Source organism: Arthrobacter sp. LAR12-1-1.1 (genome assembly GCF_040676555.1).
Classification (GTDB): domain Bacteria; phylum Actinomycetota; class Actinomycetes; order Actinomycetales; family Micrococcaceae; genus Arthrobacter.
The window spans coordinates 197,466-222,013 of record NZ_JBEGIG010000012.1 but is presented as its reverse complement, the minus strand read 5'-3'; the positions used below and the strand labels follow the sequence as shown (position 1 = coordinate 222,013).

Here is a 24,548-nt window from a genome sequence, read left to right as displayed (position 1 = left end):
CCCGGCTAACCATCAGGAGGAAAGTCATGGCAGGCGAATCCACGTTCGACGTCGTCAGCAAGGTAGACAAGCAGGAAGTCGCCAACGCGCTGAACCAGGCACAAAAGGAAATTGCCCAGCGCTACGACTTCAAGGGCGTCGGCGCTGAGGTTGATTTCAGTGGCGAGAAGATCCTGATGAAGGCAAACTCAGAGGAGCGGGTGCTGGCGGTGCTCGACGTGCTGCAATCCAAGCTCATCCGCCGCGGCATCTCGCTCAAGTCCCTCGACACCGGCGAGCCCTACGCCTCCGGCAAGGAATTCCGGCTCGAGGCCTCCATCAAGGAGGGCATCGCCCAGGACCTCGCCAAGAAGATCAACAAGCTGATCCGGGACGAGGCCCCTAAGTCCGTCAAGTCGCAGATCCAGGGCGACGAGCTCCGGGTGACGTCGAAGTCCCGCGATGACCTCCAGGAGACCATGAACCTGCTCAAGGGCTTCGACGAGGCCGACCTGCAGTTCGTCAACTTCCGCAGCTAGCGGCCCGTCCGCGGCGCAAGTTTCCTCACGACGCGCAAAAAGGCCCGCGACACCGGTATTCCGGTGTCGCGGGCCCTTTTGCATGTCACGAAACTATTCGCGCGTCGCCAGACACTTCGCGCGTCGCCGGCGAATTTGCACGTCGCCAGACCCGCAGCTAACCAACTAGCTGAGCGGGCGGCCGGCCATCCGCTCCAGCCGGCCGATCCGCTCGGCCATCGGCGGGTGGGTGGAGAACATCTTGGCCACGCCGCCGCCGCGGAACGGGTTGGCGATCATCATGTGGGAGGCGTTGACCAGCCGCTGGTCCTGCGGCAGCGGCGCCAACTGCACACCCTGCTCGATCTTGCGCAGGGCGGAGGCGAGCGCCAGCGGATCTCCGGTCAGCGCCGATCCGTCCTCATCGGCGTCGTACTCCCGCGTCCGCGAGATGGCCATCTGGATCAGGGACGCGGCGAACGGGGCCAGCAGCGCCATCGCGATCGCAGCGAACGGGTTCGCGTTGCGGCGGTCCCCGCCGCCGAACAGCAGCATCATCTGCGCCACCGAGGTGATGACGCCGGCGACGGCGGCGGCCACCGACGCCGTCAGGATGTCCCGGTTGTAGACGTGCATCAGTTCATGGCCCAGGACGCCGCGCAGCTCACGGGCGTCCAGCAGCCTCAGGATGCCCTCCGTGCAGCACACCGCCGCGGTCTGCGGATTCCGGCCGGTGGCGAAGGCATTCGGCGCCATGGTGGGCGAGACGTAGATCCGCGGCATCGGCTGGTTGGCCCGGCCGGACAATTCCCGGACGATCTGGTACAGCTGCGGCGCCTCGGCCTCCGTGACCGGATAGGCCTGCATGGCACGGATGGCCAACTTGTCACTGTTCCAGTACCCGTAGGCCGTGGTGGCGACGCCGATCAGGGCCATGATCCAGATCGGCGCGGCACTGCGCGTGCCGGCGGCGATGAACGCCCCGAGGCCAAGCAGCACCGCCCACAGAACCCCGAAGAGTGCCGCGGTTTTAAGTCCGTTGTGATGCTGGTGCACTGCTCCTCCTGATGCCCTGCACTGCAGGCTGATGCCCGGTACTTCAATGAACTACCAAGAAAAACGAACCGCTACGGCACCGGGTTCCGTGCGTCGTACCGCAGGAATCCGGACTGCAGGTGGGCCAGCGTCCAGGCGACCGCAATGCACATCACGCCGCCGAGCAGCAGGACCCATCCCTCGTTCAAAAGTTTAGTCGCGCCGCCCGCCAGCATGTCCCCGATCCGGGGTCCGCCGGCCACCACCACCACAAACACGCCCTGCAGCCGCCCGCGCAGGTGGTCCGGGGTGGAGGCCTGCAAGATGGTGGTGCGGAAGACGGCGCTGACGGAATCCGCGATCCCGGCCAGTGCGCAGCACAGGGCGGCGGGCAGCAGCCACACCGTCACGCCGTCGTCTCCGGAATGATCTGCGAGGACCACCACCAGGCCGAAGGCCGCCACCGAGGCGCCCCAGCCCATCACGGACCATACGACGGCGGCCCCCTGCCGGCGGACGCCGCCCAACGGGCCGGAGAACAGACCGGCCAGGAACGCCCCCACTGCCATCGAGGCCAACAGGATCCCCACCGTGGCCTCGCCGCCGCCGATCATCACGGCACCGATGGCGGGCAGCAGCGCCCGGGGCTGGGCAAAGATCATGGCGACGAGGTCGATCACGAATGTCATGCGGAGGTTGGGCCGGGTGCCAAGGAAACGGAATCCCTCCACCACGGAACGCAGCCCGGCCGGCCTGGCATGCTTTCCGGGCGGCATTGGGGGCAGCTTCAAAAGCGCCCAGAACGCAAACGCGAAGGTGACGACGTCGATCGTGTACGTCCAGCCGAACCCGACCCACGCCACGAGCACCCCGGCCAGCAGCGGGCCGGCCGTCATCGTCAGGCCGAAGCTCATCATGTTCAGGGCATTGGCGGCCGGCAGCAGCTCCTTGCGCACCAGCACCGGGATGATGGCGCTGCGGGCCGGCTGGTTGATGGCCTGGGCACCGCTTTGCACTGCCACGATCGCGTACAACAGCCACACGTTGCCCACCTGCAGCCACGCCTGGAGGGCCAGCGCGGCGGTGCTCACCCAGAGGACGGATGAAGCCAGCAGGGCCACGGTGCGGCGGTCGTGGGCGTCGGCGATCGAGCCGCCCAGGAGGCCGCCGAACACCAGCGGCACGAGGGCGAAGATGCTCAGCAGCCCCACGTAGAGGCTGTCCTGGGTCAGCCGGTAAACCTCGAGGCTGACGGCCACCAGCGTCAGCTGGCTGCCCAGTGCGGAAACGGCCGAGCCCAGCCACAGACGGCGGAACGCGGGACTTTCGCGCACGGGGGTGATGTCCGCCAGAAGATTCTCCACCGGGCAACTCTAGCGGCGGGCAGCGAGCGCACTGTGACGCGGCCGGAAAAGTTAGTCCCGCCTTATTGTGAGGCAGTCATAATAAGTGCTTGAATGGGGGTATGACGGTTTCCTCGGGCACCCACGACGCATGGGCAGCCGCCCTGCGTGCCCACGGCCGCCGGGTGACCAAGCAGCGCCTGGCCGTGCTGGCCGCCGTCGAACACCACCCGCATTCGCCGGCGGAGGCGATCCTTGCCGCAGCCCGGCAGGAATTGCCGGACCTGACCGCGCAGTCCGTCTATGTGGTCCTGGGCGATCTCACCGATCTGCACATGCTGCGCCGTTTCGAGCCCCCGCACTCCCCCGCGCTGTACGAGACGCGGGTGGGAGATAACCACCACCACGCCGTGTGCATCAGTTGCGGCCGCGTGGAGGACGTCGAATGCGCCGTGGGCCACGCGCCCTGCCTGACCCCGCACTGGGGCGCGGACGCCAAGCCGATGACCATCCAGATCGCGGACGTGCTGTACCAGGGCATCTGCCAGGACTGCCAGCGCACCCAACAGCTTCCCTCCGACCGAAACTAAGAAACCCAACCAAAGGAGAACGATGACCGAGATCATCTCTGCGCCCGCCGTGTCCACAACACAGTCCGGCGCTCCCGTCACTTCCGACGCCCACTCCAAGTCCGTCGGCGCCGACGGCGCGATCATCCTGACCGATCACTACCTGATCGAGAAGCTCGCGCAGTTCAACCGCGAGCGGGTCCCGGAGCGTGTTGTGCACGCCAAGGGCGGCGGCGCCTTCGGTCGCTTCAAGACCACCGAGGACGTCTCGAAGTACACCAAGGCCGCCCTGTTCCAGCCCGGCACGGAGACGGACATGCTCATCCGCTTCTCCTCCGTTGCCGGCGAGGCAGGCTCCCCCGACACCTGGCGCGACCCCCGCGGTTTCGCCGTGAAGTTCTACACCACCGAGGGCAACTACGACCTCGTCGGCAACAACACTCCGGTGTTCTTCATCCGCGACGGCATCAAGTTCCCGGACTTCATCCACTCCCAGAAGCGCCTCCCGGGCACCCACCTGCGCGACGCCGACATGCAGTGGGACTTCTGGACCCTCTCCCCCGAGTCCGCCCACCAGGTCACCTGGCTCATGGGCGACCGCGGCCTGCCGGCTTCCTGGCGTGAAATGCAGGGCTACGGCTCGCACACCTACCAGTGGATCAACGCCGAGGGCGAGCGGTTCTGGGTGAAGTACCACTTCAAGTCCAACCAGGGCGTCAAGTCCATGTCCGGCGACGAGGCCGAGGCCCTGGCCGGCGCTGACGGCGACTTCTACATCCGCGACCTCCAGGAAAACATTGCCGCCGGCAACTTCCCGTCCTGGGACCTGCACGTCCAGGTCATGCCGTACGAGGACGCCAAGACCTACCGCTTCAACCCGTTCGACCTGACCAAGGTGTGGCCGCACGCGGACTACCCGCTGATCAAGGTCGGCACCATGGAGCTTAACAAGAACCCGGAGAACTACTTCGCGCAGATCGAGCAGGCAACCTTCGCGCCGTCGAACTTCGTGCCCGGCATCGCCGCTTCCCCGGACAAGATGCTGCAGGCCCGCATCTTCTCCTACGCGGATGCGCACCGCTACCGCGTCGGCACCAACCACGCCCAGCTCCCGGTGAACGCGCCCCAGAACCAGGTCAACAACTACAGCCAGGACGGCGCCGGACGGTACCACTTCAACGCTCCGTCCGTTCCGGTGTACGCACCGAACTCCGTGGGCGGTCCGGCTGCGGTTGAGCTTGGCGTTGCGGGCGGCGGCTGGGAGAACGACGGCGAGCTCACGCTCTCCGCGCACTCCCTGCACGCCGAGGACAGCGACTTCGGCCAGGCCGGCACGCTGTACCGCGAGGTGTACAACGACGGCGAGAAGGCCCGCCTGCTGGAGACCGTGACCGGCGCCGTCAGCGGCGTCAAGAACGCCAGCATCAAGGAACGCGCCATCGCGTACTGGACCAATGTCGACGCCGATTTTGGCGCCAAGCTGCGCGCCAACCTCGGCGCCGGCCAGGTTGAGTCCGACGCCGAGGCCGCCAACAAGGTCTGATAGCTGCGTCGACGGCCACTTGAAGGCCGGCCGCTTTGAGGGCCGGCTCAACGGGAGGCCGTTTGGGCCAACAGAACGCCCCGCCACGGACCTCCGTGGCGGGGCGTTCTGCGTTATCCACATGCGTGCGCGGGCCCCTCGCCACCGTGCACCGCGGCTCCGTAGGATTTGGGCATGACCGCATTCGCAGGCATTCCGGACGACGCCTTCCGGTTCTACGCCGATCTTGAACAGAACAACAACCGGGACTGGTGGCTGGAGCACAAGCCTGTCTACGACGCCGCGGTGAAAGGTCCGCTGACCCAGCTGCTGGCCGAGCTGGAGCCGCGCTTCGGCCCGGCCAAGCTCTTTCGCCCCAACCGGGACGTCCGGTTCTCGCCGGACAAATCGCCCTACAAGACCGCGCAGGGGGCCTTCGCGGCGCTGGACGAAGGAGTGGGCTTCTACATCCAGCTCAGCGCCGACGGCCTCCTGATCGGCGGCGGCTGCCACACCCACACCCCGGCCCAACTGGCACGCTTCCGCGGCGCCGTGGATGATCCCGCCAGCGGCGAGGCCCTGCGGGAGATCGTGCGCAAGGTCGAGGCAGCGGGGTTCGCGGTGGAGGGCGAACGCCTGAAGACCGTGCCGCGGGGCTTCGAGAAGGACCATCCGCGGGCGGAGCTGCTCAAGCACAAATCCCTCACGGCCGGGGTCAACGTGGGCCAGCCCGGCTGGCTTGCCGGACCCGGGGCGGTGGAGGAAGTGGCGCGGCGCTGGGAGGATTTGCGCCCGCTCGTGGAGTGGGAGGGCCGCTACGCCGCTCCCTGAGGCTCAGCTCAGATGTGCTGGCCGTCGGTGGCCAGGCGCCGGTCGAGGTTGTTGAAGAAGACCAGCATCATCAGCTCAAAGGCCTTTGTGGCTTCCTCGGGCTGGTTGTTGACGACGAAATCGAACTGGAGCCCATAGAACGCGGCGGTGAACAGGCGGGCGTCGGTTTCCGCGAACTCCGGCTCGATGCCCTGGATGATGAGCCAGTCCCGGGCCTTCGCGTGCAGCATCCGGAAGTGTTCCTGGGCGGTGCCGCGCGGTACCGCCGCCACAACGTCCTGCGCTGTCGCCTCGAATTCAAGCCGGGCCAGGTGCCGGTTGCGCTGCGCCATGGTCCACTGCCAGGATTCCAGGAGGAAGGCCCGCCACGCGTCCCTGTCGATGTCCCTGACGTCGGTGGCGCGGATGCTGTCCAGCCGGGATTCGATGCCGCGGATGATCTCGTTGATCAGCTGTTCACGGTGGCCGAAGTGGTACACCAGGACGTAGCTGCTGACGCCCAGCCCGTCGGCGAGGCTGCGGAACGTCAGCTCCGCCAGCGTCTTGTCCATGAGGTAGTCGAGAATCGCCGATAACAACTCTAATTTGCGTTCCGGTCTTGCTGGGCGGGCCATGTGTCCATCTTAGGGAGCGCAGGCCAAACGCCGAAGTCGCCGGAACCGTGCGAAGACGCCGGAAGTTTCCAGCGAATTCGCACGGCTCCGGCGACTTCGATGCGTCGGGAGCCGGTACTCCCCGGTCAGGAGCGGGTGAGCGCGTCCTCGTCGTCCGCCGCGGACGGTCCGGCCGCGTTGACCGTGCTCTCCTTGCCCGGGCCGTTCACGGAGGCGCGGGCCTCCGCGAACTTCTCGTTCAGCCGGGAATGGCGCTGGCCGTAGGCGAAGTAGATCGCGATACCGATCACCAGCCAGATCGCGAAGAAGATCCAGGTTTCCACGGCGAGGTTCGTCATGAGGTACAGGCACAGGACGGCAGAGACGATCGGGAGCACCTTGCCGAACGGGACGCGGAAGGCCGGCTTCAGGTCGGGACGCTTCTTGCGGAGCACCAGGATGCCCAGGCTGACCATCACGAAGGCGGACAGGGTCCCGATATTGATCATTTCCTCCAGCAAGTCCACGTTGGTCAAGCCGGCAACGAGTGCCACTCCGGCGCCGCAGATGATCTGGAGGCGGGCTGGCGTCGCACGGATGGTGCTGGTCTTGGACAGGGAGCGCGGCAGCAGGCCGTCGCGGCTCATGGCGAGGACAACGCGGGACAGGCCCATCAGCAGCACCATGATCACCGTGGTGAGGCCCACCAGGGAGCCGAAGGCGATGACCTTGGCGGCGTCGGTATTGCCGACGGCCTCGAAGGCGGTGGTGAGCGTCGGGTTCTTGGCCTCAGCCAGCTTCGTGTAGGAGACCATGCCGGTCAGTGCCAGCGACACCAGGATGTACAGCACCGTGACGATCGCCAGGCCGCCGAAGATGCCGCGGGGCAGCGTCTTCTGCGGGTTCTTGACCTCTTCGGCGGAGGTGGCGACGACGTCGAAGCCGATGAAGGCGAAGAAGACCAGGGCGGCGCCGGCGAAGATGCCCAGGGTTCCGTACTGGGCGGGGGCCGCACCGGTCAGGAAGCCGAAGAAGGACTGCTTGAGGACATCGGCGGTTCCGGTGCCTCCGGTGGGTTCGGACGCCGGGACGAACGGGGCGTAGTTCTCGAACTTCACATAGGTGAAGCCGACCACGATCACGAACAGGACCACCGCGATCTTGATGAGCGTGAAGATGTTGCCGACGCGGGCAGAGAGCTTGGTCCCGAGGACCAGCAGCACGGTGAAGACGGCAACAATCAGGAAGGCGCCCCAGTAGAGGTCAACGCCGCCCAGCGAGATCGACGGCGGGATGTCCACGCCCATGAGCGCGAAGACCTTGCTGAGGTAGATGCCCCAGTATTTGGCGATCACGGCGCCGGCCGTGAACAGTTCAAGGATCAGGTTCCAGCCGATGATCCACGCAAGGATCTCCCCCATGGTCGCGTACGTGAAGACATAGGCGGAGCCTGCCACCGGGATGGCCGTGGCAAATTCGGCGTAGCACATGATGGCGAGCGCGCAGGTGACGGCAGCGATAGCGAAGGAGATGGTCACGGCGGGCCCGGCGAAATTCGCGGCGGCCTTGGCGCCGACCGAGAAGATCCCGGCGCCGACGGCAACCGCGACCCCCATGATCATGAGGTCCCACGTGCTGAGCGATCGCTTCAGCCTGCGTCCGGGTTCATCGGCGTCGGACATGGACTGCTCGAAGGATTTTGTCCGGAAAAGGTTCATAGAAAAGTCCGCAATCTTGGTAACTGGGTTTGGAAACAGACCTATCCATCGTAGTGTCCATCCACTGGGCGGCCAGATTTGTCCCACATAGTGAGACGCGAATGCGGGCCGTACCGGTGCTGCCGGCACGGCCCGCACGTCTGTCGGCTCGCTTTAGGCTGCCCTGTTCCGGCTCAGACCGGCCAGTTTTCCATCAGCGTAGAGCGGATCAGGAACCGCTTGCCTTCCGGCGCCTCCACTGAGAAACCGCTCCCCCGGCCAGGGACGACGTCAACCGTCAGGTGCGTGTGGCTCCAGTAGTTGAACTGCTCCCGCGACATCCAAAATTCCAGTGGCTGGGGCCGCAATCCGTCGGAGATGTCGAACAGGCCCAACAGGACGTCGGAGTCGCCGGTCAGGAACTCCCCCGCCGGATAGCACATGGGCGCGGACCCGTCACAGCAGCCGCCGGACTGGTGGAACATTAAGGGCCCGTGCTGTCCCCACAGCTTGCGGAGCAGCCCAGCGGCCGCAGGGGTGAGCGCCACACGCGAGAAGTCTTCGCCCTGACGCGTGACGGCGGCGTCGAGCCTGGTCTGCGGCTGCGGCATCAGAACGTCAGCACCACTCTGCCGTCGATCTTGGCGTGCTTCATCTCGTCAAGAACGGCGTTGACTTCGGAGAGTTCCCGGGAGGAAACCGTGGGGTGGATCTTGCCCTGGGCATAGAAATCCAGGGCTTCCTCAAGGTCCTGCCGGGTGCCAACAATCGAGCCCCGGACGGTCAGCCCCTTGAGCACAATCTCGAAAATCGGCGCTGGAAAGTCGCCCGGCGGCAGCCCGTTGAACACGATCGTTCCGCCGCGTCGAGCCATCCCAATGGCCTGGCCGAACGCCGAGGGGTGCACTGCCGTGACCAGGACTCCATGGCATCCTCCTGTTTCGCGCTGGATAACTTCGACGGGGTCTTCGTGCAGGGCATTGACGGTCAGCTCGGCACCGTGCTTCTTGGCCAGGGCGAGCTTGTCGTCGGCGATGTCCACCGCAGCGACCCGCAGCCCCATGGCCAAGGCGTACTGGACAGCGATATGGCCGAGCCCGCCGATCCCGGAGATGGTGACCCACTGGCCCGGCTTGGCCTCGGTCATCTTCAAGCCTTTGTATACGGTGACTCCCGCACAGAGAATCGGCGCCACCTCCGCAGGGTCAGAACCGGCTGGGATGCGGGCAGCAAAGCGGCTGTCCACCAGCATGTACTCGCCGAAGGAACCGTCCACACTGTAGCCGGCGTTCTTTTGGGTCTCACAGAGGGTTTCCCAGCCGGTCCGGCAGAACTGGCAGTCGCCGCACGCGGACCACAGCCAGGCGTTGCCCACGAGGTCTCCGACGGCGAGGTCCGTGACGCCTTCGCCGAGGGCCACCACTTCGCCCACGCCTTCGTGTCCGGGCACGAACGGCGGCGACGGCTTGACCGGCCAGTCACCTTCCGCAGCATGGAGGTCAGTGTGGCAGACACCCGTGGTGATGACCTTGACCAGCGCCTCGCCCCGGCCCGGGGCGGGAATGGGGAGGTCCTGGATCTGGAGGTCCTTGCCGAATTCAGTTACCACAGCAGCTTGCATTGTCGTCCTCATTGGCGAAATCCTTGCGTAGTTTTAGGCATAGTTTCTTAGGGCATATTGAGGGTTTGGTGTACTCCGTGGGGTGGCGGGAGGTGCTGCATGCCCGAGAGGTGGCCAGTGCGGGCACATGGAACGGGCGGGGCGGATCACTGCCGATCCGCCCCGCCCGGGTCAATGCGGCTTAGAAGAAGCCGAGCTTGTTTTCGTTGTAGCTGACCAGAAGGTTCTTGGTCTGCTGGTAGTGGTCCAGCATCATCGAGTGGTTCTCGCGGCCGATGCCGGAGGACTTGTACCCGCCAAACGCCGCACCGGCCGGGTAGGCGTGGTAGTTGTTGACCCACACGCGCCCGGCCTGGATCTCGCGGCCGGCACGGTAGGCAACGTTGCCATTGCGGGACCAGACACCGGCACCGAGGCCGTAGAGGGTGTCGTTGGCGATCCCCATGGCGTCGTTGTAATCACTGAAGCGCGTCACGGACACCACGGGGCCGAAGATCTCCTCCTGGAAGATCCGCATCTTGTTGTGGCCCTCGAAAATGGTGGGCTGCACGTAGTAGCCGCCGGCCAGATCGCCGGACAGTTCGGCCCGGGCGCCGCCGGTGAGCAGCTTGGCGCCTTCCTGCTTGCCGATGTCGATGTAGGAGAGGATCTTCTCCAGCTGGTCGTTGGAGGCCTGGGCGCCGAGCTGCGTCTCGGTGTCCAGCGGGTTGCCCTGGATGATTTTCTGCACCCGGGCGATGGCGTCGGCCATGAACGAGTCGTAGATGCCGTCCTGGACCAGGGCGCGGGACGGGCAGGTGCAGACCTCGCCCTGGTTGAAGGCGAAGAGCGTGAAGCCCTCCTGGGCCTTGTCGTAGAAGGCATCGTTGGTGTCGGCGACGTCGTTGAAGAAGATATTCGGGCTCTTGCCGCCGAGTTCCAGGGTGACCGGGATCAGGTTCTGGCTGGCGTACTGGCTGATCAGGCGGCCCGTGGTGGTCTCGCCGGTAAAGGCGATCTTGCGGATCCGCGGGCTGGAGGCCAGCGGCTTGCCCGCCTCGACGCCGAAGCCGTTGACCACGTTGAGCACGCCGGCCGGCAGGATGTCGCCGATGAGTTCCATCAGCACCAGGATCGAGGACGGTGTCTGCTCGGCGGGCTTCAGCACCACGGCGTTGCCGGCGGCGAGGGCCGGGGCGAGCTTCCAGACGGCCATGAGGATCGGGAAGTTCCAGGGAATGATCTGGCCGACGACGCCGAGCGGCTCGTGGTAGTGGTAGGCGGTGGTGTCGTCGTCGAGCTGGGAAAGCCGGCCCTCCTGGGCGCGGACGGCAGAGGCAAAGTAGCGGAAGTGGTCCGCGGCCAGCGGAATGTCGGCGTTGAGGGTCTCGCGGATCGGCTTGCCGTTGTCCCAGGATTCGGCGACGGCGAGCATCTCGGTGTTCTCATCGATCCGGTCGGCGATCTTGTTCAGGATCGCGGCGCGCTCGGCCACCGAGGTCTTGCCCCAGGACGGTGCAACCTTGTGGGCGGCGTCCAGCGCCAGTTCGATGTCCTCGGCGGTGCCGCGGGCCACCTCGCAGAACGCCTTGCCGGTCACCGGGGTGATGTTCTCGAAGTACTGGCCCTTGACCGGGGCAACCCATTCGCCGCCGATCCAGTTTTCGTAGCGGTCCTTGAAGGTGACCTTCGAGCCCTCGGTACCGGGCTGGGCGTAAACAGTCATTGCTAGCTCCTTTGCTGTGCAAGATGGGGGGTAGCAAGGCGCTTCCGGCCCCCGTTGCACCCAGCGTAGGCGCGCAAAGGTTGCAGTCAGGTTGCAAGCAAGTGACCCCGGTCACTCACCCGCCGTCCTTGCCGGCCGCGACGGGTTAGGCGCTCAGTTCCCGGTCCAGCCGTTCCAGATCGGCGACGACGGCGGCGCGCTTGGGCGAGCGCGGCGCCAGCAGCTTCAGCGCGGCGATGCGGACGTCGACGTCGTCCTTGGCCTCGGGCAACGCGGCGTACTTCAGGAGCGATTCGGCGCTGCCGTCCGTCAGCAGGGCCTCGCGCAGCAGTGCGGAGACCCTGGCCCGCAGCTCCACGATGCCGGGCGCCTCGGAGCGGGGCAGCACGGCGCCGCGATAGATCTCCAGCGCTATCCGGTGGGCGCCGCGCTGCAGGCAGTCCAGCACCTGTCCGGCGTCGGGGACCAGGTCCAGCGGCAGGCGGTACGGGCGTGATTCCGGGACAGCACCGGGATGGAGCTGCTGAAGCACCTTGCGCAGCCGCACCATCTCCGCGCGCAGGGTCATGGTGAAGGCCTCCCCGGGGTACAGGAGGGCGCAGAGTTCCTCGGCATTCAGCCCTGCGGGGTGGGTGCTGAGCAGGGCCAGGATCTCGCTGTGCCGGGCGGACAGGGCCACGGTCCGGCCGTCAATGCTGAGCAGGGCCTGGTCGCGGCCGAGCAGCTGGAGGCTGTTGCGGTAGAGGCTGTTGGCCGCCGGCGCCCCGGCCGTCTTCGGCGCCGAGTTCCGCCGCCTGGACGGCGAGGACTGCCCGGCTGCGGCCAGCTGCAGCCGTTCCACCCGCAGATGCGCCTGGGCCGCGGCGACCGTCGCCTCAACGAGCGATAACGTATGCGGGGCCACGGCCGACTCTGTGCCGGTGATGTCCACCACCCCCAGCAGGGCGCCGGAATCAGGATCGTGGAACGGCACAGCCGTGCAGCTCCACGGATGAACCGAGCGCTTGTAGTGTTCGGCACCGGAGATCTGGATTCCCCGGCCGAGGGCCAGCGCGGTTCCGGGGGCGCTGGTGCCGACCGTCGCTTCGGACCAGTCGGCACCGGGGACGAACATCATGCCCTCGGCCCGGCGCTGCAGGGCGGCGTCGCCTTCGACCCAGAGCAGCCGGCCCACCTCGTCTCCCACGGCTACCAGCATCCCGCTGTCATGGCTCGGCAGGACCAGGAGCTTATGGATCACGGGCATGATGGCGGCCAGCGGGTGCTGGCGGCGGTATTCCTCGAGTTCCTCGCGGTCCATGGCCAGCGGCGCCTCGGGGTTGTCCGGGTTGGCGAGCAGCTGTGCGGAACGCCGCCACGACTCCTGGATCAGGCTGCTGAGTCCAGGCAGTTGCAGGTTCCCGGGAAAAACGAGTCCCTGCGAGTCCAGTTCCTCATGCCCGGCGCTGGCATGCTGCTGGCGCAGCTCCGCACTGACCCCGCCAGCTGGCGGTAACGGAGCTGCCGGATGGACCAGATTCCTCATTGAACTCCCACCGGACGGGCTCGACGGCGTACCGAAGGCCGCCACGTCCGGTCCAGTCTAGTTCCGAGCGGGGCGTTTGGAAACGCGCCGGAGTCCTCAGCAGGACGACGAATGACCCGCGTCGACACGGATCAGGTTCCCGCGGAAGCCTGCACCAAGTCCGCGACTATGTGCAGGCGTTCACGAAGTTGGCTCGGCGAGCAGCTTTCTGATCTCGGTGAGCTTGGCTTCGGACTCTTCCAGGCGCAGGCGGAGTGCCTCGACCGTCACGGTACCGGTGCCGGCCGCTCCGACGGACGGTGCGGGTTTCTTGGGAGAGAGGAAGAAGTTGGCCAGGTAGCCGGTGAACGTGCCGAAGATACCGACGCCGAGGACAATGATGCCTGACCCGATGACACGGCCCGGATCGGTGACCGGATACTGGTCACCGTATCCAACTGTCGAGATCGTGACGATCGTGTACCAGATGGCGTCCGAGGCGGTCGTGATGTTGGCCCCCGGGGCGTACTGCTCGACGCGGAGTATCGTGAGGCTGCCGAATTCCAGCACGAAAATGCCCATGAGCAGCAGTACGTACAGGGAACTGCCGGCCCGATCTTTGATCAGCGCGCGGCCGACGGTGCGGATGCCGAGCTCACGGAGCAGGCGGTACACCCGGACCAGCCGGAAGGTGCGCAGGATCTTGAATTGGGCGACAGGCACGCTGGCAAGCAGGTCGGCCCAGCCGAAGTGCTTGAAGAAATAGGCGCCGGCCGATGGTGCGGTGACGATCCGGTAGAGGAAATCGGCGAGGAAGACCACGCTGAAAATGCCGTTCATCACGGTGAGCACAGTGTCGAGCGACGCGTCCTGCACTAGATACAAGAGCCCGAGATTCACGATCGACAGGATCGAAAGGATACCGATGAAGATCTCGTATCCGGTGCTCTTCAGTTCACTGCGTTCCTTGGTCATGTGAGGATTCTGGCACGTAGGCAGCCGCGCAGCCGACACTTTTTTCGCCCGGGGCTGACGGGACGCTGGCCCCCCTGCTGCCTCAAGGACCTGCTGCCCCCAAAGACCTGCCCTAGCCGCGGGAAATCTCGATCATGCCCTCGCGGGGCACTACCTTGATGCGCTCCCGTTCGATCCCGTCGGCGGACTGCGCCGCGGACCATTCGGCGCCGAGGGCGAGCTCGTGGGCGTCAAGCTTGATCCACCCTTCCCACGTGGTGTACTCGATGCCGCGCTCCTGAAGCAGGTCGATGATGGCCTGCGGGTCCGGGTTCTGCGCCGGGGGCAGCGTCAGCCGGTCCTCCAGCAGGAAGCCGATGGTCTCCAGCGCGTCGCCCTTGGTGTGGCCGATCAGCCCGACGGGCCCGCGCTTGATCCAGCCCGTGGCGTAGATTCCGGGCACGGCGTTTCCCTCGGCGTCGAGCACGCGGCCGCCCTCGTTCGGGACGACACCGCGGCGGGCATCGTATTCCAGCTCATCAAGCGGCGAACCGTGGTAGCCGATCGCACGGTAGACGGCCTGGACGGGGTAGTCGAGGAACTCCCCGGTGCCCTTGACGTTCCCGGTGCCGTCCAGCTGCATGCGTTCGAACTTGATGCCGGCGACCTGGCCGGGGTTCGCGGCGTCGTCATGGATCTCGACGGGGCTGTGCAGGAAGTGCAGGTGCAGCCGGCGCGAGGACGGTTCCTCGGCCTCGGCATGTTCCTCGACGAGCCAGTTCGTCAGGGTGTTGACCATGGTCCGGATCTGGTTGTTGCTGCGGATGGCCTCGTCCGAGGCCTCGTCGAACTCGAAGTCCTCCGGATACAGCACGATGTCCACGTCCTTGGCGTGGCTGAGTTCGCGCAGCTCCAGCGGCGTGAACTTCACCTGGGCCGGGCCGCGGCGGCCAAAAACATGGACGTCGGTGACCGGCGAATCCTTCAGTGCCCGGTAGACGTTGTCCGGGATTTCGGTGACGAGGAGTTCATCGGCGTGCTTGACCAGCATGCGGGCCACATCGAGGGCCACGTTGCCGTTGCCGATCACCGCAATCTCCTTGGCCTCCAGCGGCCAGTCCCGGGGCACATCCGGGTGGCCGTCGTACCAGGAGACGAAGTCCGCCCCGCCGAAGGACCCCTCCAGGCCGATCCCTGGAATGTCCAGGTCCGCGTCCTTGATGGCTCCGGTGGAGAAGATGACGGCGTCGTAGAAGGCCCGGAAGTCATGCAGCGTCAGGTCCCGGCCGTAGGTGACGTTACCGAGGAACCGGATGTCGCCGCGGTCCAGGACCTTGTGCAGGGCGTTGACGATCCCCTTGATCCGCGGATGGTCAGGGGCCACCCCGTACCGGATGAGGCCGTACGGTGCCGGATATGCCTCAAAGAGATCGATGCTGACCTGGAAGTCGCCGTCTTTGACCTCATTGGACTTCGTCAGGATATCCGCGGCGTAGACGCCGGCCGGACCGGCGCCAACAATCGCGACACGGAGGGGACGAGTGGATGTGGATTCGGCCGAGTTGGACACCGGGAGCCCTTCTGAGTCTTAGGACAGCGCCAGTAGATACAGCGCACAGGCCCCTATTCTAAATGTCGCCGGCTCGCTCCTGCTCCGATTGGCAGGAATAGGCGCCGCGCAGGTGGTGTTATTGATCTTGTGCCTAAGCCTGAAGGATCCTTCTCCCCCGCCCCACTGACAGCGTCGAGCGCCTCAGCCGCTGCAGCCGGGCCGGCGCCGGCCCGGCCGGCTGGACCGGCACCGGTAGACAAGGACACGACGGCGGGAATCCTGTTCGGGATCGGCGCCTACGGGCTCTGGGGGCTGCTGCCGCTGTACTTCTACGTCCTGCATCCGGCCGGCGCCGTCGAGATCGTGGCCAACCGGGTGGTCTGGTCGCTGCTTTTCTGCGTCCTGCTGATTACCATCACCCGCTCGTGGCGGGTGCTCGGATCCGCGTTCCGCAACCGCACGGTGATCGGGCCCCTTTCGATCGCGGCCGGACTGATCGCGGTGAACTGGCTGACGTATACCTACGGTGTAACCACCGGCCAGGCCGTCGAAGCTTCCCTGGGCTACTTCATCAACCCGCTCGTCTCTGTATTGCTGGGGGTCTTTGTCCTGAAGGAAAAGCTGCGGCCGCTGCAGTGGGCCGCCGTCGGCATCGGTTTCATTGCTGTCGGGGTTCTGACGGTCTCCTACGGCAAGCTCCCCTGGATCGCGCTGACGCTGGCGCTGAGCTTCGGCCTGTACGGATTCGTCAAGAAACGTGTTGGCCCGCGGGCGGACGCGATCACGAGCCTCACCGTGGAGACGATCGTGCTGGCACCACTGGCTGCGGCCACAATGATCTTCCTGGCGGTCAGCGGGGCGGCAAGTCTGGCCACCAACGGTGCGGGGCATTTTTGGCTGCTCGTGGCGTCCGGCGTCATCACCGCCGTGCCGCTGCTGTTCTTCGGCGCCTCCGCCCGCCGGCTGCCGATGACCACGATCGGCCTGCTGCAGTACTTCGCACCGGTCCTGCAGTTCATCGTGGCGCTCGTCGTGTTCAAGGAAGCCATGACACCGGACCGCTGGATCGGTTTCGGTGTCGTCTGGCTGGCGCTGCTGGTGCTGACCGTGGACATGCTGCACACTGCCCGGAAGAACTCCGTGACCCGGAAACTGGCCCGCGCCGCCGCCTAGCGCTCCTGCCCTGCGTTACTGACCTGAGGGCTGCTGCCTGCGCACCACGGCCGCTGTGCATTAGTGTCAGTATGAATGCACACGTTGGGGCGAAAATGAGGATTGCTGGTGCCAGAAGAGGATCGTGAAACTCCGGGCGGGCGCGACATCTCGTCTCTGGACTTCGACAGCAGCGGCATCTTGCGCCTCGAGTGGGCCCGGGGCGTCGTGATTGATGCCCCCAACGCCCAGCTGGCCATGGATCGCGTCAATGAATTGTGCGGCGGCCGGCCCACGCCGCTGCTGATCGACATGGCCACCACGGAGTCCGTCACCCGGGCCGCCCGGGCCGTGTTCGCCAAGCGCTGCGACGCCTCGGCAATCGCGCTCCTCGGTTCGTCCGCCGTGGACCGGGTTCTCGCCAACTTCTTCCTGGGCGTCAATTCGGCGCCGGTTCCGACACGCTTTTTCACCAACAGCGATGAGGCGGTCCGCTGGCTGACCGCACGGGGCCATGACGGGGAGTGAGGATGACCGCCGCCTCGAGGAACTCGTGGACGGCATCGTCGTACTGTCCTCGGGCGATCTGTCGAACCGCCTGCCGGTCTCACCGGCAAGGGACGGCATTGACGCCGTCACGACCGGCATCAACCTGCTGGCCGAAGAGCTCCAAAGCATGTACGAGGACCTGGAAGTCCGGGTCGCCGAGCGGACCTCGCTCCTGGAGGCGGCCAAAGCCGAACTCCGGCGCGTCATCAACACCGATGAGCTGACCGGCCTGGCCAGCCGCTCGCTGCTGCAGGAAAAAGTGGCCGAAGCCGTTGCCGGCGCCGGCGCGGGACACCAGCCGGCCCTCATTCTGCTGGACCTCGATTCCTTCCGGCTCATCAACGACAGCCTCGGCCATGCCGCGGGGGACGCCGTCCTGCGCGAGGCGGCCCTGCGGCTTCGCGCGGCGGCCGGTGCCGGCCACCTGATCGCACGTCTGAGCGGTGATGAGTTCGCCGTACTCGTCGCGGACCAGGACACGGAGGACGTGCTGCAGATCGCGGCCCGGCTCGGCGAATCGCTGAAGGACAGAATCGTCGCAGGCGGTGTCGCTGTCGCCCTCACGGCCGGAACCGGTGTCCGGCTGGGGGAACCTGGCCTGCGCAGCGAGGAACTCATCCGCGATGCCGACATCGCCATGCATGAGGCCAAGAAACGCGGCCGGGACACCCTCCTGGTGTTTTCTGCGGCCATGCACGAGGCCGCCAAGCAGCGGGTCCACCAGGTGGCAGAGCTGAGGACGGCACTGGCAATGGACCAGCTCGAGCTGGAATACCAGCCCATCATGGACCTCCGCACTGGAGCCATTGCCGGCACCGAGGCCCTGATCCGCTGGCGCCACCCCGCCTTGGGCCTGCTGGCGCCGGATACCTTCCTTGACGCCGCCGACGAGGCCGGGCTCACCGTGGAAATCGGCCACTGGGTGCTCCGGAACGCCATCGCGCAGACCGGCCGCTGGAAGTCCGATCCGGGCCTCCCGGCGGACTTCAGCACGCACATCAATCTCTCCCCTGCGGACCTGCACCACGTTGATCTGGCGCCCTACGTGGAAAGTCTGCTGGCCCGCCACGACGTGGACCCCAGCCATGTCTCAATCGAGATCACCGAAACTGCGATCATGCGCGGCGGCCCGGAAGTCGCAGCCACCATGAAGTCGCTCAATGATCTCGGCGTCCGGATCGAGATCGACGACTTCGGCACGGGCTATTCTTCCATCAGCTACCTGCGCACCCTCCCGGCCGCGCAGGCAAAGATCGACAAGTCCCTGCTCGACGGACTGACCACAGACCGGCAGCAGGAGGCATTCGTCGCGGCCATCCTGCAACTGATCCATTCGGCCGGACTGGGCGCCGTAGCCGAGGGCATCGAGGACAGGGAGCAAGCGAACAAGCTGCGGCAGCTGAACTGCGAATTCGGTCAAGGGTACTTTTTCAGCCGTCCGCTGCCGGTGCCGGACATGACGGATCTGCTCGCACACAGAGACGGCGCCGTCGCGTGAGCGGACCCGTTCCCGCGGGCACGCGCAAAACAGGAACACGCAAAACAGGAAAAAGCACGGCGGGCATGCATAGGGCGGCGGACACGTTCCTGCTGGCTGCCAGGGTCGCGGCGCTGTCACTGCACCGTCCCAGCCGCCCGGACCGGCGGTGGGATGCCTTCTGGCGCGGAGTGTCCCAAGGCTCCCTCACCGAACCGATCATCTGGGATGCCGCCCCCGGCGCCGGGAACGAAGAGATCCGGCACCACCTGCAGGCCATGGCGGGCGCGATGGACACCGGCCTTCCCGCGATCGATCTCGGCTGCGGGAACGGCGCCATCACACGCCGGCTGACCGAAATCTTCCCCTCGGTCCTGGGCGTCGACGTCTCACCCGAGGCCGTGGCAGCCGCGCAGTGCGCCCAGCCGCACGTACCGGGCCTCAGTTTCCGGAGCCTGGATGCCACCGAGCCGGCTGCGGCAGCCGGGCTGGCGCGGGAATTCGGCGACGCCAACGTCTTTGTCCGCGGCGTTTTCCACGTCCTCAGCCGGCGGCGGCAGGCACGCCTCGCGGGCTCCATCGGAGCCCTCCTTGGCACTCGGGGACGGATTTACCTGGTCGAGACAAACGTCCCGGGCGGCGCACTCAGCTACCTGCGCGGCCTGGGCGCCACGGGCGAGAAGATCCCGGGACCGCTCCGCCAGGCCATTTCTGCCCTGCCGAAACCGGGCCACTTCGGCGCCGGGCGACGCTCGCGCGTGTTCCCCGCGGACCGCTGGACCCTCATCGCGCAGGGTTCCACCGTCCTGAAGACAGTGCCGATGGAGGCCGGTGGACCGCCCGGCAGCATTCCCGCATACTGGGCGGTCCTGGCCCCGCGGCCCCAGACCTCCGAGAATCAGACCGCCGGGAAGGTATCCACCTGCTGGTAATCGCGCGGAACCACGACCATCGGCACGGGGAGCGCCCGCAGCACCTTGAAGGCCGTGCTGCCGATGAACAGCTTGTACTTCTCCGCCAGGCGGGAGGATCCGACGATCATGACCTCCCCGTCGTCCCATTCCAGATCGTCGATTGCTTCCTCGATCGTGCGGCCGTGGGCGACCTCCACACTCACATGGTGGCCCTCCGGCAGACGGTGCGCGGCGGCGGCCAGGACGGTGTTGGCGTGGATGTGGGCAGCGTTGACGTTTTCCCCGCCGTCCCCCTCGACGTCCAGTTCCACGAGGGAGACCAGCCGAAGCGGCACCCCCCGGCGCTCGGCGGATTCGATCGCGACGTCGATCGCCGCCTCCGCTCCGACGCGCTGGCCCACGGCGAGGGTCAGACGCGTGATGGCTTCGGTCCGGCGGTAGCCGTGCGGCGCCAGTGCCACCGGAACCGGGGCGGCGTGCAGCAGGGCGTTGGCCACGTTGCCCACGGTATGCCGCTTGAACAGGCCATGGCTGGCGGCACCAACCACAATCAGCCCCGCCTTGTACTCGAGTGCGGCATCGATCAGGCCAGCTGCGAACGATTCCGCCTGGCGGACATGGAAATGCGCCTCCAGCCCCTCAGGGACCAGTTCCATTCCCTGGCGTTCCGCGGAGAGGACCTGCTGCTCCGCGGCGCTGACCCGGTCTCCTTCCGGATTCGTCGCCACATGGGGCGTGTGCCGGTCCACCACATAGACCAGGTCGAGTTGCGCCCCCTGCGCCCGGGCCATGGCCGATGCCAGGGCAACGGCGTCCGCGCCGCGTTCGGTGGGTGTATAGCCGACTACGTATCGCATGTATGAACCCCTTATGGGTCTGTGGCAGACGCCAGCTGCGCCCCGGGGGTTCCGGGCGACGTCGGCCGGTCTGCGCTCCTGCAGTGGATAGGAACGACTCTAGTCCAGCGGACCCTCCAAAGGGGGTGACTTATGGCCCTGAGCAGCACAATCTTCAGGCCCTACGCTTGGATGGTCGAGGGGAGCGCATCATGAACGCCATTCGCAACCGCAGGACAGGGACGCGGACCGCGGGACTGGGAACTTTGACGCTCCTGCTGGTCCTGACCGCCTGCACGCCGCCGGCGCCGCAGCCTTCTCCCAGCAGCCAGCCGCCGTCGCAGTCCCCGTCCGTCAGCGCGACGGCGAGCCCGTCGCCGTCAGCAACCGGCGACGCCGACGAGACGTTACCGCCGCAATCCGGCGACAAAGTGATCTCCTCCACGGTTACCCACGACTGGTCGGTGCCGGGACCGACCACCCCGTTCCACACGGACCACGAGAACCCTGTGCCCATCGCACCTCCGCCGGCGGCACCGCTGCCCACGCTGTACGCGATCGGCGCGGGCCAGCACCCCTCCGACGTCCCGCCGTATGACCAGCTGAGCTTCCGGTTCTCCGGCGGCTTCCCCAGCTACGACGTCGAAGTGGTCCCCGACCTCGTCGATGACGGCAGCGGGCTGCCCATCCCGATGCCCGGTACGGGAACCATCCTCGAAGTGACGTTCCGCGGCGCCCAGTCGCACACCGCGGACGGCACGGCCAGCACCGTGACCAGCGCGCCCGCACCGGCAATCGGGTACCAGGCGCTCACCAGCTACGCGCCGGCCGGGGACTTCGAGGGCGTGCTGAGCTACGGGATCGGCGTCGGCCGTCCGATGAGCACGATCCCGGAGACCAAGGTGCGCGTCACTGAGGTGGAGAAGATCGAGCAGGGCCAGCACCTTTATGTAGTGGCAATCCAGCTGGACGCGACCGCCTGGAAGTAGGGCCGGCAGAAGCAGAAAGCCAGAAAGCCAAAAAATGGGACGGAAACCGCGTAGCCGGCAGAGCGGACGAAAACAACAGGAACACCAGGCACAACAGAAAACGGAGGAGCCGCGGACGATGTGTCCGCGGCTCCTCCGTTGTGTCCCCCGCTGTTCGGGCAAGGCCGGTTTCCGGGAAGGGATTGCCGTCCCGGCAGCCTATTGGGCCGTGTGCTAGTCGGTGGGCTAGGCGTTGGCCTTGATGGCCGCGGCCAGGACCTCGAGGCCGTCCAGCAGCAGTTCGTCGCTGATCACCAGCGGCGGCAGCAGCCGGATGACGTTGCCGTAGGTGCCGCAGGTGAGGATGATGACACCCTCCTTGAGGCAGGCTGCGGCGACGGCCTTGGTCAGCTCCGGGTTCGGCTCCTTGGAACCGGCCTGGACGAGTTCAACGGCCAGCATGGCGCCGCGGCCGCGGACGTCACCGATCACGGGCTGCTGCGTTGCCAGTTCGCGCAGCTTGCCGAGGGCGATCTCTTCGATGTGCTTGGCGCGGCCGTTGAGGTCGTACTGCTCCATCGAACCGATCGAGGCCAGCGCGGCGGCGCACGCCACCGGGTTGCCGCCGTAGGTACCGCCGAGGCCGCCCGGGTGGACGGCGTCGAGGAGGTCGGCGCGGCCGGTGATGGCGGAGAGCGGCATGCCACCGGCGATGCCCTTGGCCATGGTGATGATGTCCGGGACAACACCTTCGTGGTTCACGGCGAACCATTCGCCGGTGCGGCAGAAGCCGGACTGGACCTCATCGGCGATGAAGACGATGCCCTTGTCCTTGGCCCAGTCCGCCAGCGCGGGCAGGAACCCGTCGGCGGGGACAATGAAGCCGCCCTCGCCCTGGATGGGTTCGATGATGATCGCGGCCACCTGCTCGCCGCCAATCTGCTTCTCGATCATGGTGATGGCGCGCTTGGCGGCCTCGGCACCGGTGATCTCCGGGTTTTCCTCGCGGAACGGGTAGCTCATCGGCATGCGGTAGACCTCGGGCGCGAACGGGCCGAAGTTGGTCTTGTACGGCATGGCCTTGGCCGTCAGCGCCATGGTCAGGTTGGTGCGGCCGTGGTAGGCGTGGTCGAACGCGACGACGGCGTCCCGGCCGGTGGCCAGGCGGGCCACCTTGACGGCGTTTTCGACAGCCTCGGCGCCGGAGTTGAACAGCACTGTGCGCTTTTCGTGGTCGCCCGGGGTCAGGCGGTTCAGCTGCTCGGCCACGGCAACATAGCCCTCGTACGGGGTGACCATGAAGCAGGTGTGGGTGAAGTGCTCCACGGCTTCCTTCACGGCGCCGACGACGGCGGGGTCCGAGGCGCCGACGCTTGTCACCGCGATGCCGGAGCCGAGGTCGATGAAGGAGTTGCCGTCGACGTCGTGGATGATGCCGCCGTCGGCGTCGGCCACGAAGACCGGGACGCTGGACGCGACGCCGGCGGCGACGACCGCCTTGCGGCGCTCGGTCAGGGCAACGGACTTGGGGCCCGGGAAGTCGGCCTGGACGCGGCGCTTCTGCTCGAGCCGGTAGGTGATGTCATGTGCGGTGGTGGTCATGGGAAAGCCTTTCTAAGCGTGCGGTTGAGGCGCGCCAGTTATGCGTCAGGTTCAGTTAGGCAGCCGCGTCATGCGTCGGCGTTATGCATCTGCGTTAGGCGTCGAGCGCACTCATCACGTGCTTGATACGGGTGTAGTCCTCGACGCCGTACATGGACAGGTCCTTGCCGTAGCCGGACTGCTTGAAGCCTCCGTGCGGCATTTCGGCGGTCAGGAGAATGTGCGTGTTGATCCAGACGGCGCCGAAGTCGAGGTCCCGGCTCAGGCGCATCGCGGTGCCGTGGTTCGTCGTCCAGACGCTGGAGGCCAGGGCGTAGTCGACGTCGTTGGCCAGCTCCACTGCCTCGTCCTCGGTGCTGAACTTCTGCACCGTGATGACCGGGCCGAACGTTTCCTTCTGGACAATGTCATCGCTCTGCTTGGCGCCGGTGACAATCGTGGGTTCGAAGAAGAAGCCCTTCTCGCCCGCGCGGTGGCCGCCGGTCTCGATCTTGCAGTTCGCCGGCAGGTGCTCGACAACGGACGTGACCGCGTTGAAGTGGTTGACGTTGTTCAGCGGGCCGAAGTAGTTGTCCTCGTCGTTCTGCGAACCCGTGTGCAGGGTCTTGGTGTGCTCCACCATGGCGGCGACGACGTCGTCGTGCACCGAATCCTGGACCAGGACCCGGGTGATCGCCGTGCAGTCCTGGCCGGCGTTGAAGAAGGCGAACTCGGCGATCGCCGCGGCGCTCTTCTTGATGTCGGCGTCGGCGAACACAATGGCCGGGGCCTTGCCGCCGAGTTCCAGGTGGGCGCGCTTGAGTCCCCTGGCGGCGCCCGAGGCGACGGCGATGCCGGCGCGGACGGACCCGGTGATGGAGACCAGGCCCGGGACCTTGTGCTCCACCATCATGGCGCCGGTCTCGCCGGTACCCAGGACAACGTTCAGGACGCCGGCCGGGAAGATATCACCGGCGAGCCGGGCCAGCACCAGGGTGGATTCCGGGGTGGTGTCCGAGGGCTTGAGGACCACGGTGTTGCCGGCGGCCAGGGCGGGCCCGATCTTCCAGATGGCCATGAGGAACGGGTAGTTCCACGGGGCCACCTGGGCCACGACGCCGATCGGTTCCCGCCGCACGTAGGAGGTGTGGCCTTCGAAGTACTCGCCGGCGGACTTGCCTTCCATGATGCGGGCCGCGCCGGCGAAGAAGCGCAGCTGGTCGGCGCCCGCGGCCACTTCCTCGGAGGCGATCAGGGAGCGGACCTGGCCGGTGTTGCGGTGCTGGGCCTCCACGAGCTCGTCGCTGTTGGCCTCGACGGCATCCGCGAGCTTGAGCAACATGAGCTGCCGCTGCCCGGGCGTGGCGTGCTTCCAGCTCTTGAAGGCGTTGTTGGCTGCCGTCATGGCGGCGTCGACGTCGGCCTGCACCGAGATCGGCGCCTGCGCCACCACGTCGCCGTTGGTGGGGTTCACGATGGGCAGCAACCCTGTGCCGGCGGGGGTGACGAACTCGCCGTTGATGAAGTTCTGCAAGGTTTGAACCACGGTGTACAACCTCTTTCTTACTGCCAATGACGGATGTGTGACTGGTCACGAGCCTATGCCAGCGGGGCAAGCCAGGGAATAGGCACCTGCACACCATGCTCG

22 protein-coding genes are annotated in these 24,548 nt (G+C 66.5%); 9 read left to right on the top strand and 13 right to left on the bottom strand.

The window, feature by feature from the left end; all coding sequences use genetic code 11:
• The first annotated feature begins 26 nt into the window (after window positions 1-26).
• Window positions 27-518, top strand: coding sequence for a YajQ family cyclic di-GMP-binding protein (locus MRBLAR12_RS09050; protein ID WP_018773569.1), 492 nt, complete (start codon window positions 27-29; stop codon window positions 516-518).
• A gap of 165 nt (window positions 519-683) precedes the next feature.
• Here the strand turns inward: MRBLAR12_RS09050 and htpX are convergent, their stop codons facing one another.
• Together htpX and MRBLAR12_RS09040 are read right to left on the bottom strand one after the other, a co-directional pair.
• A complete protein-coding gene (htpX, locus tag MRBLAR12_RS09045; RefSeq protein WP_364745380.1) occupies window positions 684-1,553 on the bottom strand; it encodes a zinc metalloprotease HtpX in 870 nt (289 codons plus the stop codon).
• Between the two features lie 71 nt (window positions 1,554-1,624).
• The gene (locus MRBLAR12_RS09040) at window positions 1,625-2,896 is read right to left on the bottom strand and encodes an MFS transporter (RefSeq protein ID WP_229992450.1); all 1,272 of its coding nucleotides are present in this window, start codon (window positions 2,894-2,896) and stop codon (window positions 1,625-1,627) included.
• Between the two features lie 101 nt (window positions 2,897-2,997).
• Here MRBLAR12_RS09040 and MRBLAR12_RS09035 point away from each other — a divergent pair, with 101 nt between their 5' ends.
• The 3 genes from MRBLAR12_RS09035 to MRBLAR12_RS09025 all read left to right on the top strand — a co-directional run bounded on the left by MRBLAR12_RS09035 (window position 2,998) and on the right by MRBLAR12_RS09025 (window position 5,797).
• Complete coding sequence (locus MRBLAR12_RS09035; protein ID WP_229992448.1) at window positions 2,998-3,465, top strand: Fur family transcriptional regulator; 468 nt, start codon at window positions 2,998-3,000, stop codon at window positions 3,463-3,465.
• 22 nt (window positions 3,466-3,487) lie between these two features.
• Window positions 3,488-4,987, top strand: coding sequence for a catalase (locus tag MRBLAR12_RS09030; RefSeq protein ID WP_364745378.1), 1,500 nt, complete (start codon window positions 3,488-3,490; stop codon window positions 4,985-4,987).
• A gap of 174 nt (window positions 4,988-5,161) precedes the next feature.
• Entirely contained in the window at window positions 5,162-5,797 is a 636-nt protein-coding gene (locus MRBLAR12_RS09025) for a DUF2461 domain-containing protein (protein ID WP_229992446.1), read from the top strand.
• A gap of 8 nt (window positions 5,798-5,805) precedes the next feature.
• On the opposite strand, the gene MRBLAR12_RS09020 is transcribed toward MRBLAR12_RS09025, so the two are convergent.
• The 8 genes from MRBLAR12_RS09020 to MRBLAR12_RS08985 form a co-directional block, all read right to left on the bottom strand.
• A complete protein-coding gene (locus MRBLAR12_RS09020) occupies window positions 5,806-6,411 on the bottom strand; it encodes a TetR/AcrR family transcriptional regulator (RefSeq protein ID WP_229992445.1) in 606 nt (201 codons plus the stop codon).
• 125 nt (window positions 6,412-6,536) lie between these two features.
• Complete coding sequence (locus MRBLAR12_RS09015) at window positions 6,537-8,108, bottom strand: amino acid permease (protein WP_364745375.1); 1,572 nt, start codon at window positions 8,106-8,108, stop codon at window positions 6,537-6,539.
• Between the two features lie 173 nt (window positions 8,109-8,281).
• Complete coding sequence (locus MRBLAR12_RS09010) at window positions 8,282-8,698, bottom strand: DUF779 domain-containing protein (protein WP_364745373.1); 417 nt, start codon at window positions 8,696-8,698, stop codon at window positions 8,282-8,284.
• Window positions 8,698-9,720, bottom strand: a complete 1,023-nt coding sequence (gene adhP, locus MRBLAR12_RS09005; RefSeq protein WP_364745371.1) for an alcohol dehydrogenase AdhP — start codon at window positions 9,718-9,720, stop codon at window positions 8,698-8,700. The genes MRBLAR12_RS09010 and adhP overlap by 1 nt, the downstream gene beginning before the upstream one ends.
• A 169-nt stretch (window positions 9,721-9,889) precedes the next feature.
• Window positions 9,890-11,413: an aldehyde dehydrogenase family protein gene (locus MRBLAR12_RS09000; RefSeq protein WP_364745369.1), complete on the bottom strand. Its 1,524-nt coding sequence runs from the start codon at window positions 11,411-11,413 to the stop codon at window positions 9,890-9,892.
• A 145-nt stretch (window positions 11,414-11,558) separates the two neighbouring features.
• Entirely contained in the window at window positions 11,559-12,938 is a 1,380-nt protein-coding gene (locus MRBLAR12_RS08995; protein ID WP_364745367.1) for a GAF domain-containing protein, read from the bottom strand.
• Window positions 12,939-13,118: 180 nt separating this feature from the next.
• A complete protein-coding gene (locus MRBLAR12_RS08990) occupies window positions 13,119-13,892 on the bottom strand; it encodes an ion transporter (protein ID WP_364745364.1) in 774 nt (257 codons plus the stop codon).
• A gap of 112 nt (window positions 13,893-14,004) precedes the next feature.
• Window positions 14,005-15,441: an FAD-dependent oxidoreductase gene (locus tag MRBLAR12_RS08985; protein ID WP_364745361.1), complete on the bottom strand. Its 1,437-nt coding sequence runs from the start codon at window positions 15,439-15,441 to the stop codon at window positions 14,005-14,007.
• Between the two features lie 129 nt (window positions 15,442-15,570).
• Here MRBLAR12_RS08985 and rarD point away from each other — a divergent pair, with 129 nt between their 5' ends.
• From rarD to MRBLAR12_RS08965, 4 genes are all read left to right on the top strand, one after another.
• A complete protein-coding gene (gene rarD, locus MRBLAR12_RS08980) occupies window positions 15,571-16,596 on the top strand; it encodes an EamA family transporter RarD (RefSeq protein WP_364745358.1) in 1,026 nt (341 codons plus the stop codon).
• Window positions 16,597-16,698: 102 nt separating this feature from the next.
• Complete coding sequence (locus MRBLAR12_RS08975) at window positions 16,699-17,103, top strand: STAS/SEC14 domain-containing protein (RefSeq protein ID WP_229992436.1); 405 nt, start codon at window positions 16,699-16,701, stop codon at window positions 17,101-17,103.
• A complete protein-coding gene (locus MRBLAR12_RS08970; protein ID WP_364745355.1) occupies window positions 17,090-18,622 on the top strand; it encodes a putative bifunctional diguanylate cyclase/phosphodiesterase in 1,533 nt (510 codons plus the stop codon). The genes MRBLAR12_RS08975 and MRBLAR12_RS08970 overlap by 14 nt, the downstream gene beginning before the upstream one ends.
• A gap of 65 nt (window positions 18,623-18,687) precedes the next feature.
• Window positions 18,688-19,533: a class I SAM-dependent methyltransferase gene (locus tag MRBLAR12_RS08965; RefSeq protein ID WP_364745354.1), complete on the top strand. Its 846-nt coding sequence runs from the start codon at window positions 18,688-18,690 to the stop codon at window positions 19,531-19,533.
• On the opposite strand, the gene MRBLAR12_RS08960 is transcribed toward MRBLAR12_RS08965, so the two are convergent.
• Complete coding sequence (locus MRBLAR12_RS08960; protein WP_364745352.1) at window positions 19,500-20,372, bottom strand: universal stress protein; 873 nt, start codon at window positions 20,370-20,372, stop codon at window positions 19,500-19,502. The two genes, MRBLAR12_RS08965 and MRBLAR12_RS08960, sit on opposite strands and share 34 nt — an antisense overlap.
• A gap of 191 nt (window positions 20,373-20,563) precedes the next feature.
• Between MRBLAR12_RS08960 and MRBLAR12_RS08955 the strand changes: the two genes are divergently transcribed.
• Complete coding sequence (locus MRBLAR12_RS08955) at window positions 20,564-21,340, top strand: AMIN-like domain-containing (lipo)protein (protein WP_364745349.1); 777 nt, start codon at window positions 20,564-20,566, stop codon at window positions 21,338-21,340.
• Between the two features lie 225 nt (window positions 21,341-21,565).
• Here the strand turns inward: MRBLAR12_RS08955 and gabT are convergent, their stop codons facing one another.
• On the bottom strand, window positions 21,566-22,921 hold the full coding sequence (gabT, locus tag MRBLAR12_RS08950) for a 4-aminobutyrate--2-oxoglutarate transaminase (RefSeq protein ID WP_229992431.1): 1,356 nt from the start codon (window positions 22,919-22,921) through the stop codon (window positions 21,566-21,568).
• A gap of 94 nt (window positions 22,922-23,015) precedes the next feature.
• Window positions 23,016-24,446 (bottom strand): gamma-aminobutyraldehyde dehydrogenase, encoded by a 1,431-nt coding sequence (locus MRBLAR12_RS08945; protein ID WP_364745346.1) that lies wholly within the window; start codon window positions 24,444-24,446, stop codon window positions 23,016-23,018.
• Window positions 24,447-24,548: the final 102 nt, after the last annotated feature.

Coding starts and splice junctions, on each gene's coding strand:
- MRBLAR12_RS09000 (WP_364745369.1), bottom strand. CDS start 11,413: ATGACTGTTTACGCCCAGCCCGGTACCGAGGGCTCGAAGGTCACCTTC.
- MRBLAR12_RS08960 (WP_364745352.1), bottom strand. CDS start 20,372: ATGCGATACGTAGTCGGCTATACACCCACCGAACGCGGCGCGGACGCC.
- MRBLAR12_RS08955 (WP_364745349.1), top strand. CDS start 20,564: ATGAACGCCATTCGCAACCGCAGGACAGGGACGCGGACCGCGGGACTG.
- gabT (WP_229992431.1), bottom strand. CDS start 22,921: ATGACCACCACCGCACATGACATCACCTACCGGCTCGAGCAGAAGCGC.
- MRBLAR12_RS09030 (WP_364745378.1), top strand. CDS start 3,488: ATGACCGAGATCATCTCTGCGCCCGCCGTGTCCACAACACAGTCCGGC.
- MRBLAR12_RS08990 (WP_364745364.1), bottom strand. CDS start 13,892: ATGACCAAGGAACGCAGTGAACTGAAGAGCACCGGATACGAGATCTTC.
- MRBLAR12_RS09035 (WP_229992448.1), top strand. CDS start 2,998: ATGACGGTTTCCTCGGGCACCCACGACGCATGGGCAGCCGCCCTGCGT.
- MRBLAR12_RS09020 (WP_229992445.1), bottom strand. CDS start 6,411: ATGGCCCGCCCAGCAAGACCGGAACGCAAATTAGAGTTGTTATCGGCG.
- MRBLAR12_RS08995 (WP_364745367.1), bottom strand. CDS start 12,938: ATGAGGAATCTGGTCCATCCGGCAGCTCCGTTACCGCCAGCTGGCGGG.
- MRBLAR12_RS08970 (WP_364745355.1), top strand. CDS start 17,090: ATGACGGGGAGTGAGGATGACCGCCGCCTCGAGGAACTCGTGGACGGC.
- MRBLAR12_RS09015 (WP_364745375.1), bottom strand. CDS start 8,108: ATGAACCTTTTCCGGACAAAATCCTTCGAGCAGTCCATGTCCGACGCC.
- MRBLAR12_RS09010 (WP_364745373.1), bottom strand. CDS start 8,698: ATGCCGCAGCCGCAGACCAGGCTCGACGCCGCCGTCACGCGTCAGGGC.
- MRBLAR12_RS08965 (WP_364745354.1), top strand. CDS start 18,688: ATGCATAGGGCGGCGGACACGTTCCTGCTGGCTGCCAGGGTCGCGGCG.
- MRBLAR12_RS09050 (WP_018773569.1), top strand. CDS start 27: ATGGCAGGCGAATCCACGTTCGACGTCGTCAGCAAGGTAGACAAGCAG.
- adhP (WP_364745371.1), bottom strand. CDS start 9,720: ATGAGGACGACAATGCAAGCTGCTGTGGTAACTGAATTCGGCAAGGAC.
- MRBLAR12_RS09025 (WP_229992446.1), top strand. CDS start 5,162: ATGACCGCATTCGCAGGCATTCCGGACGACGCCTTCCGGTTCTACGCC.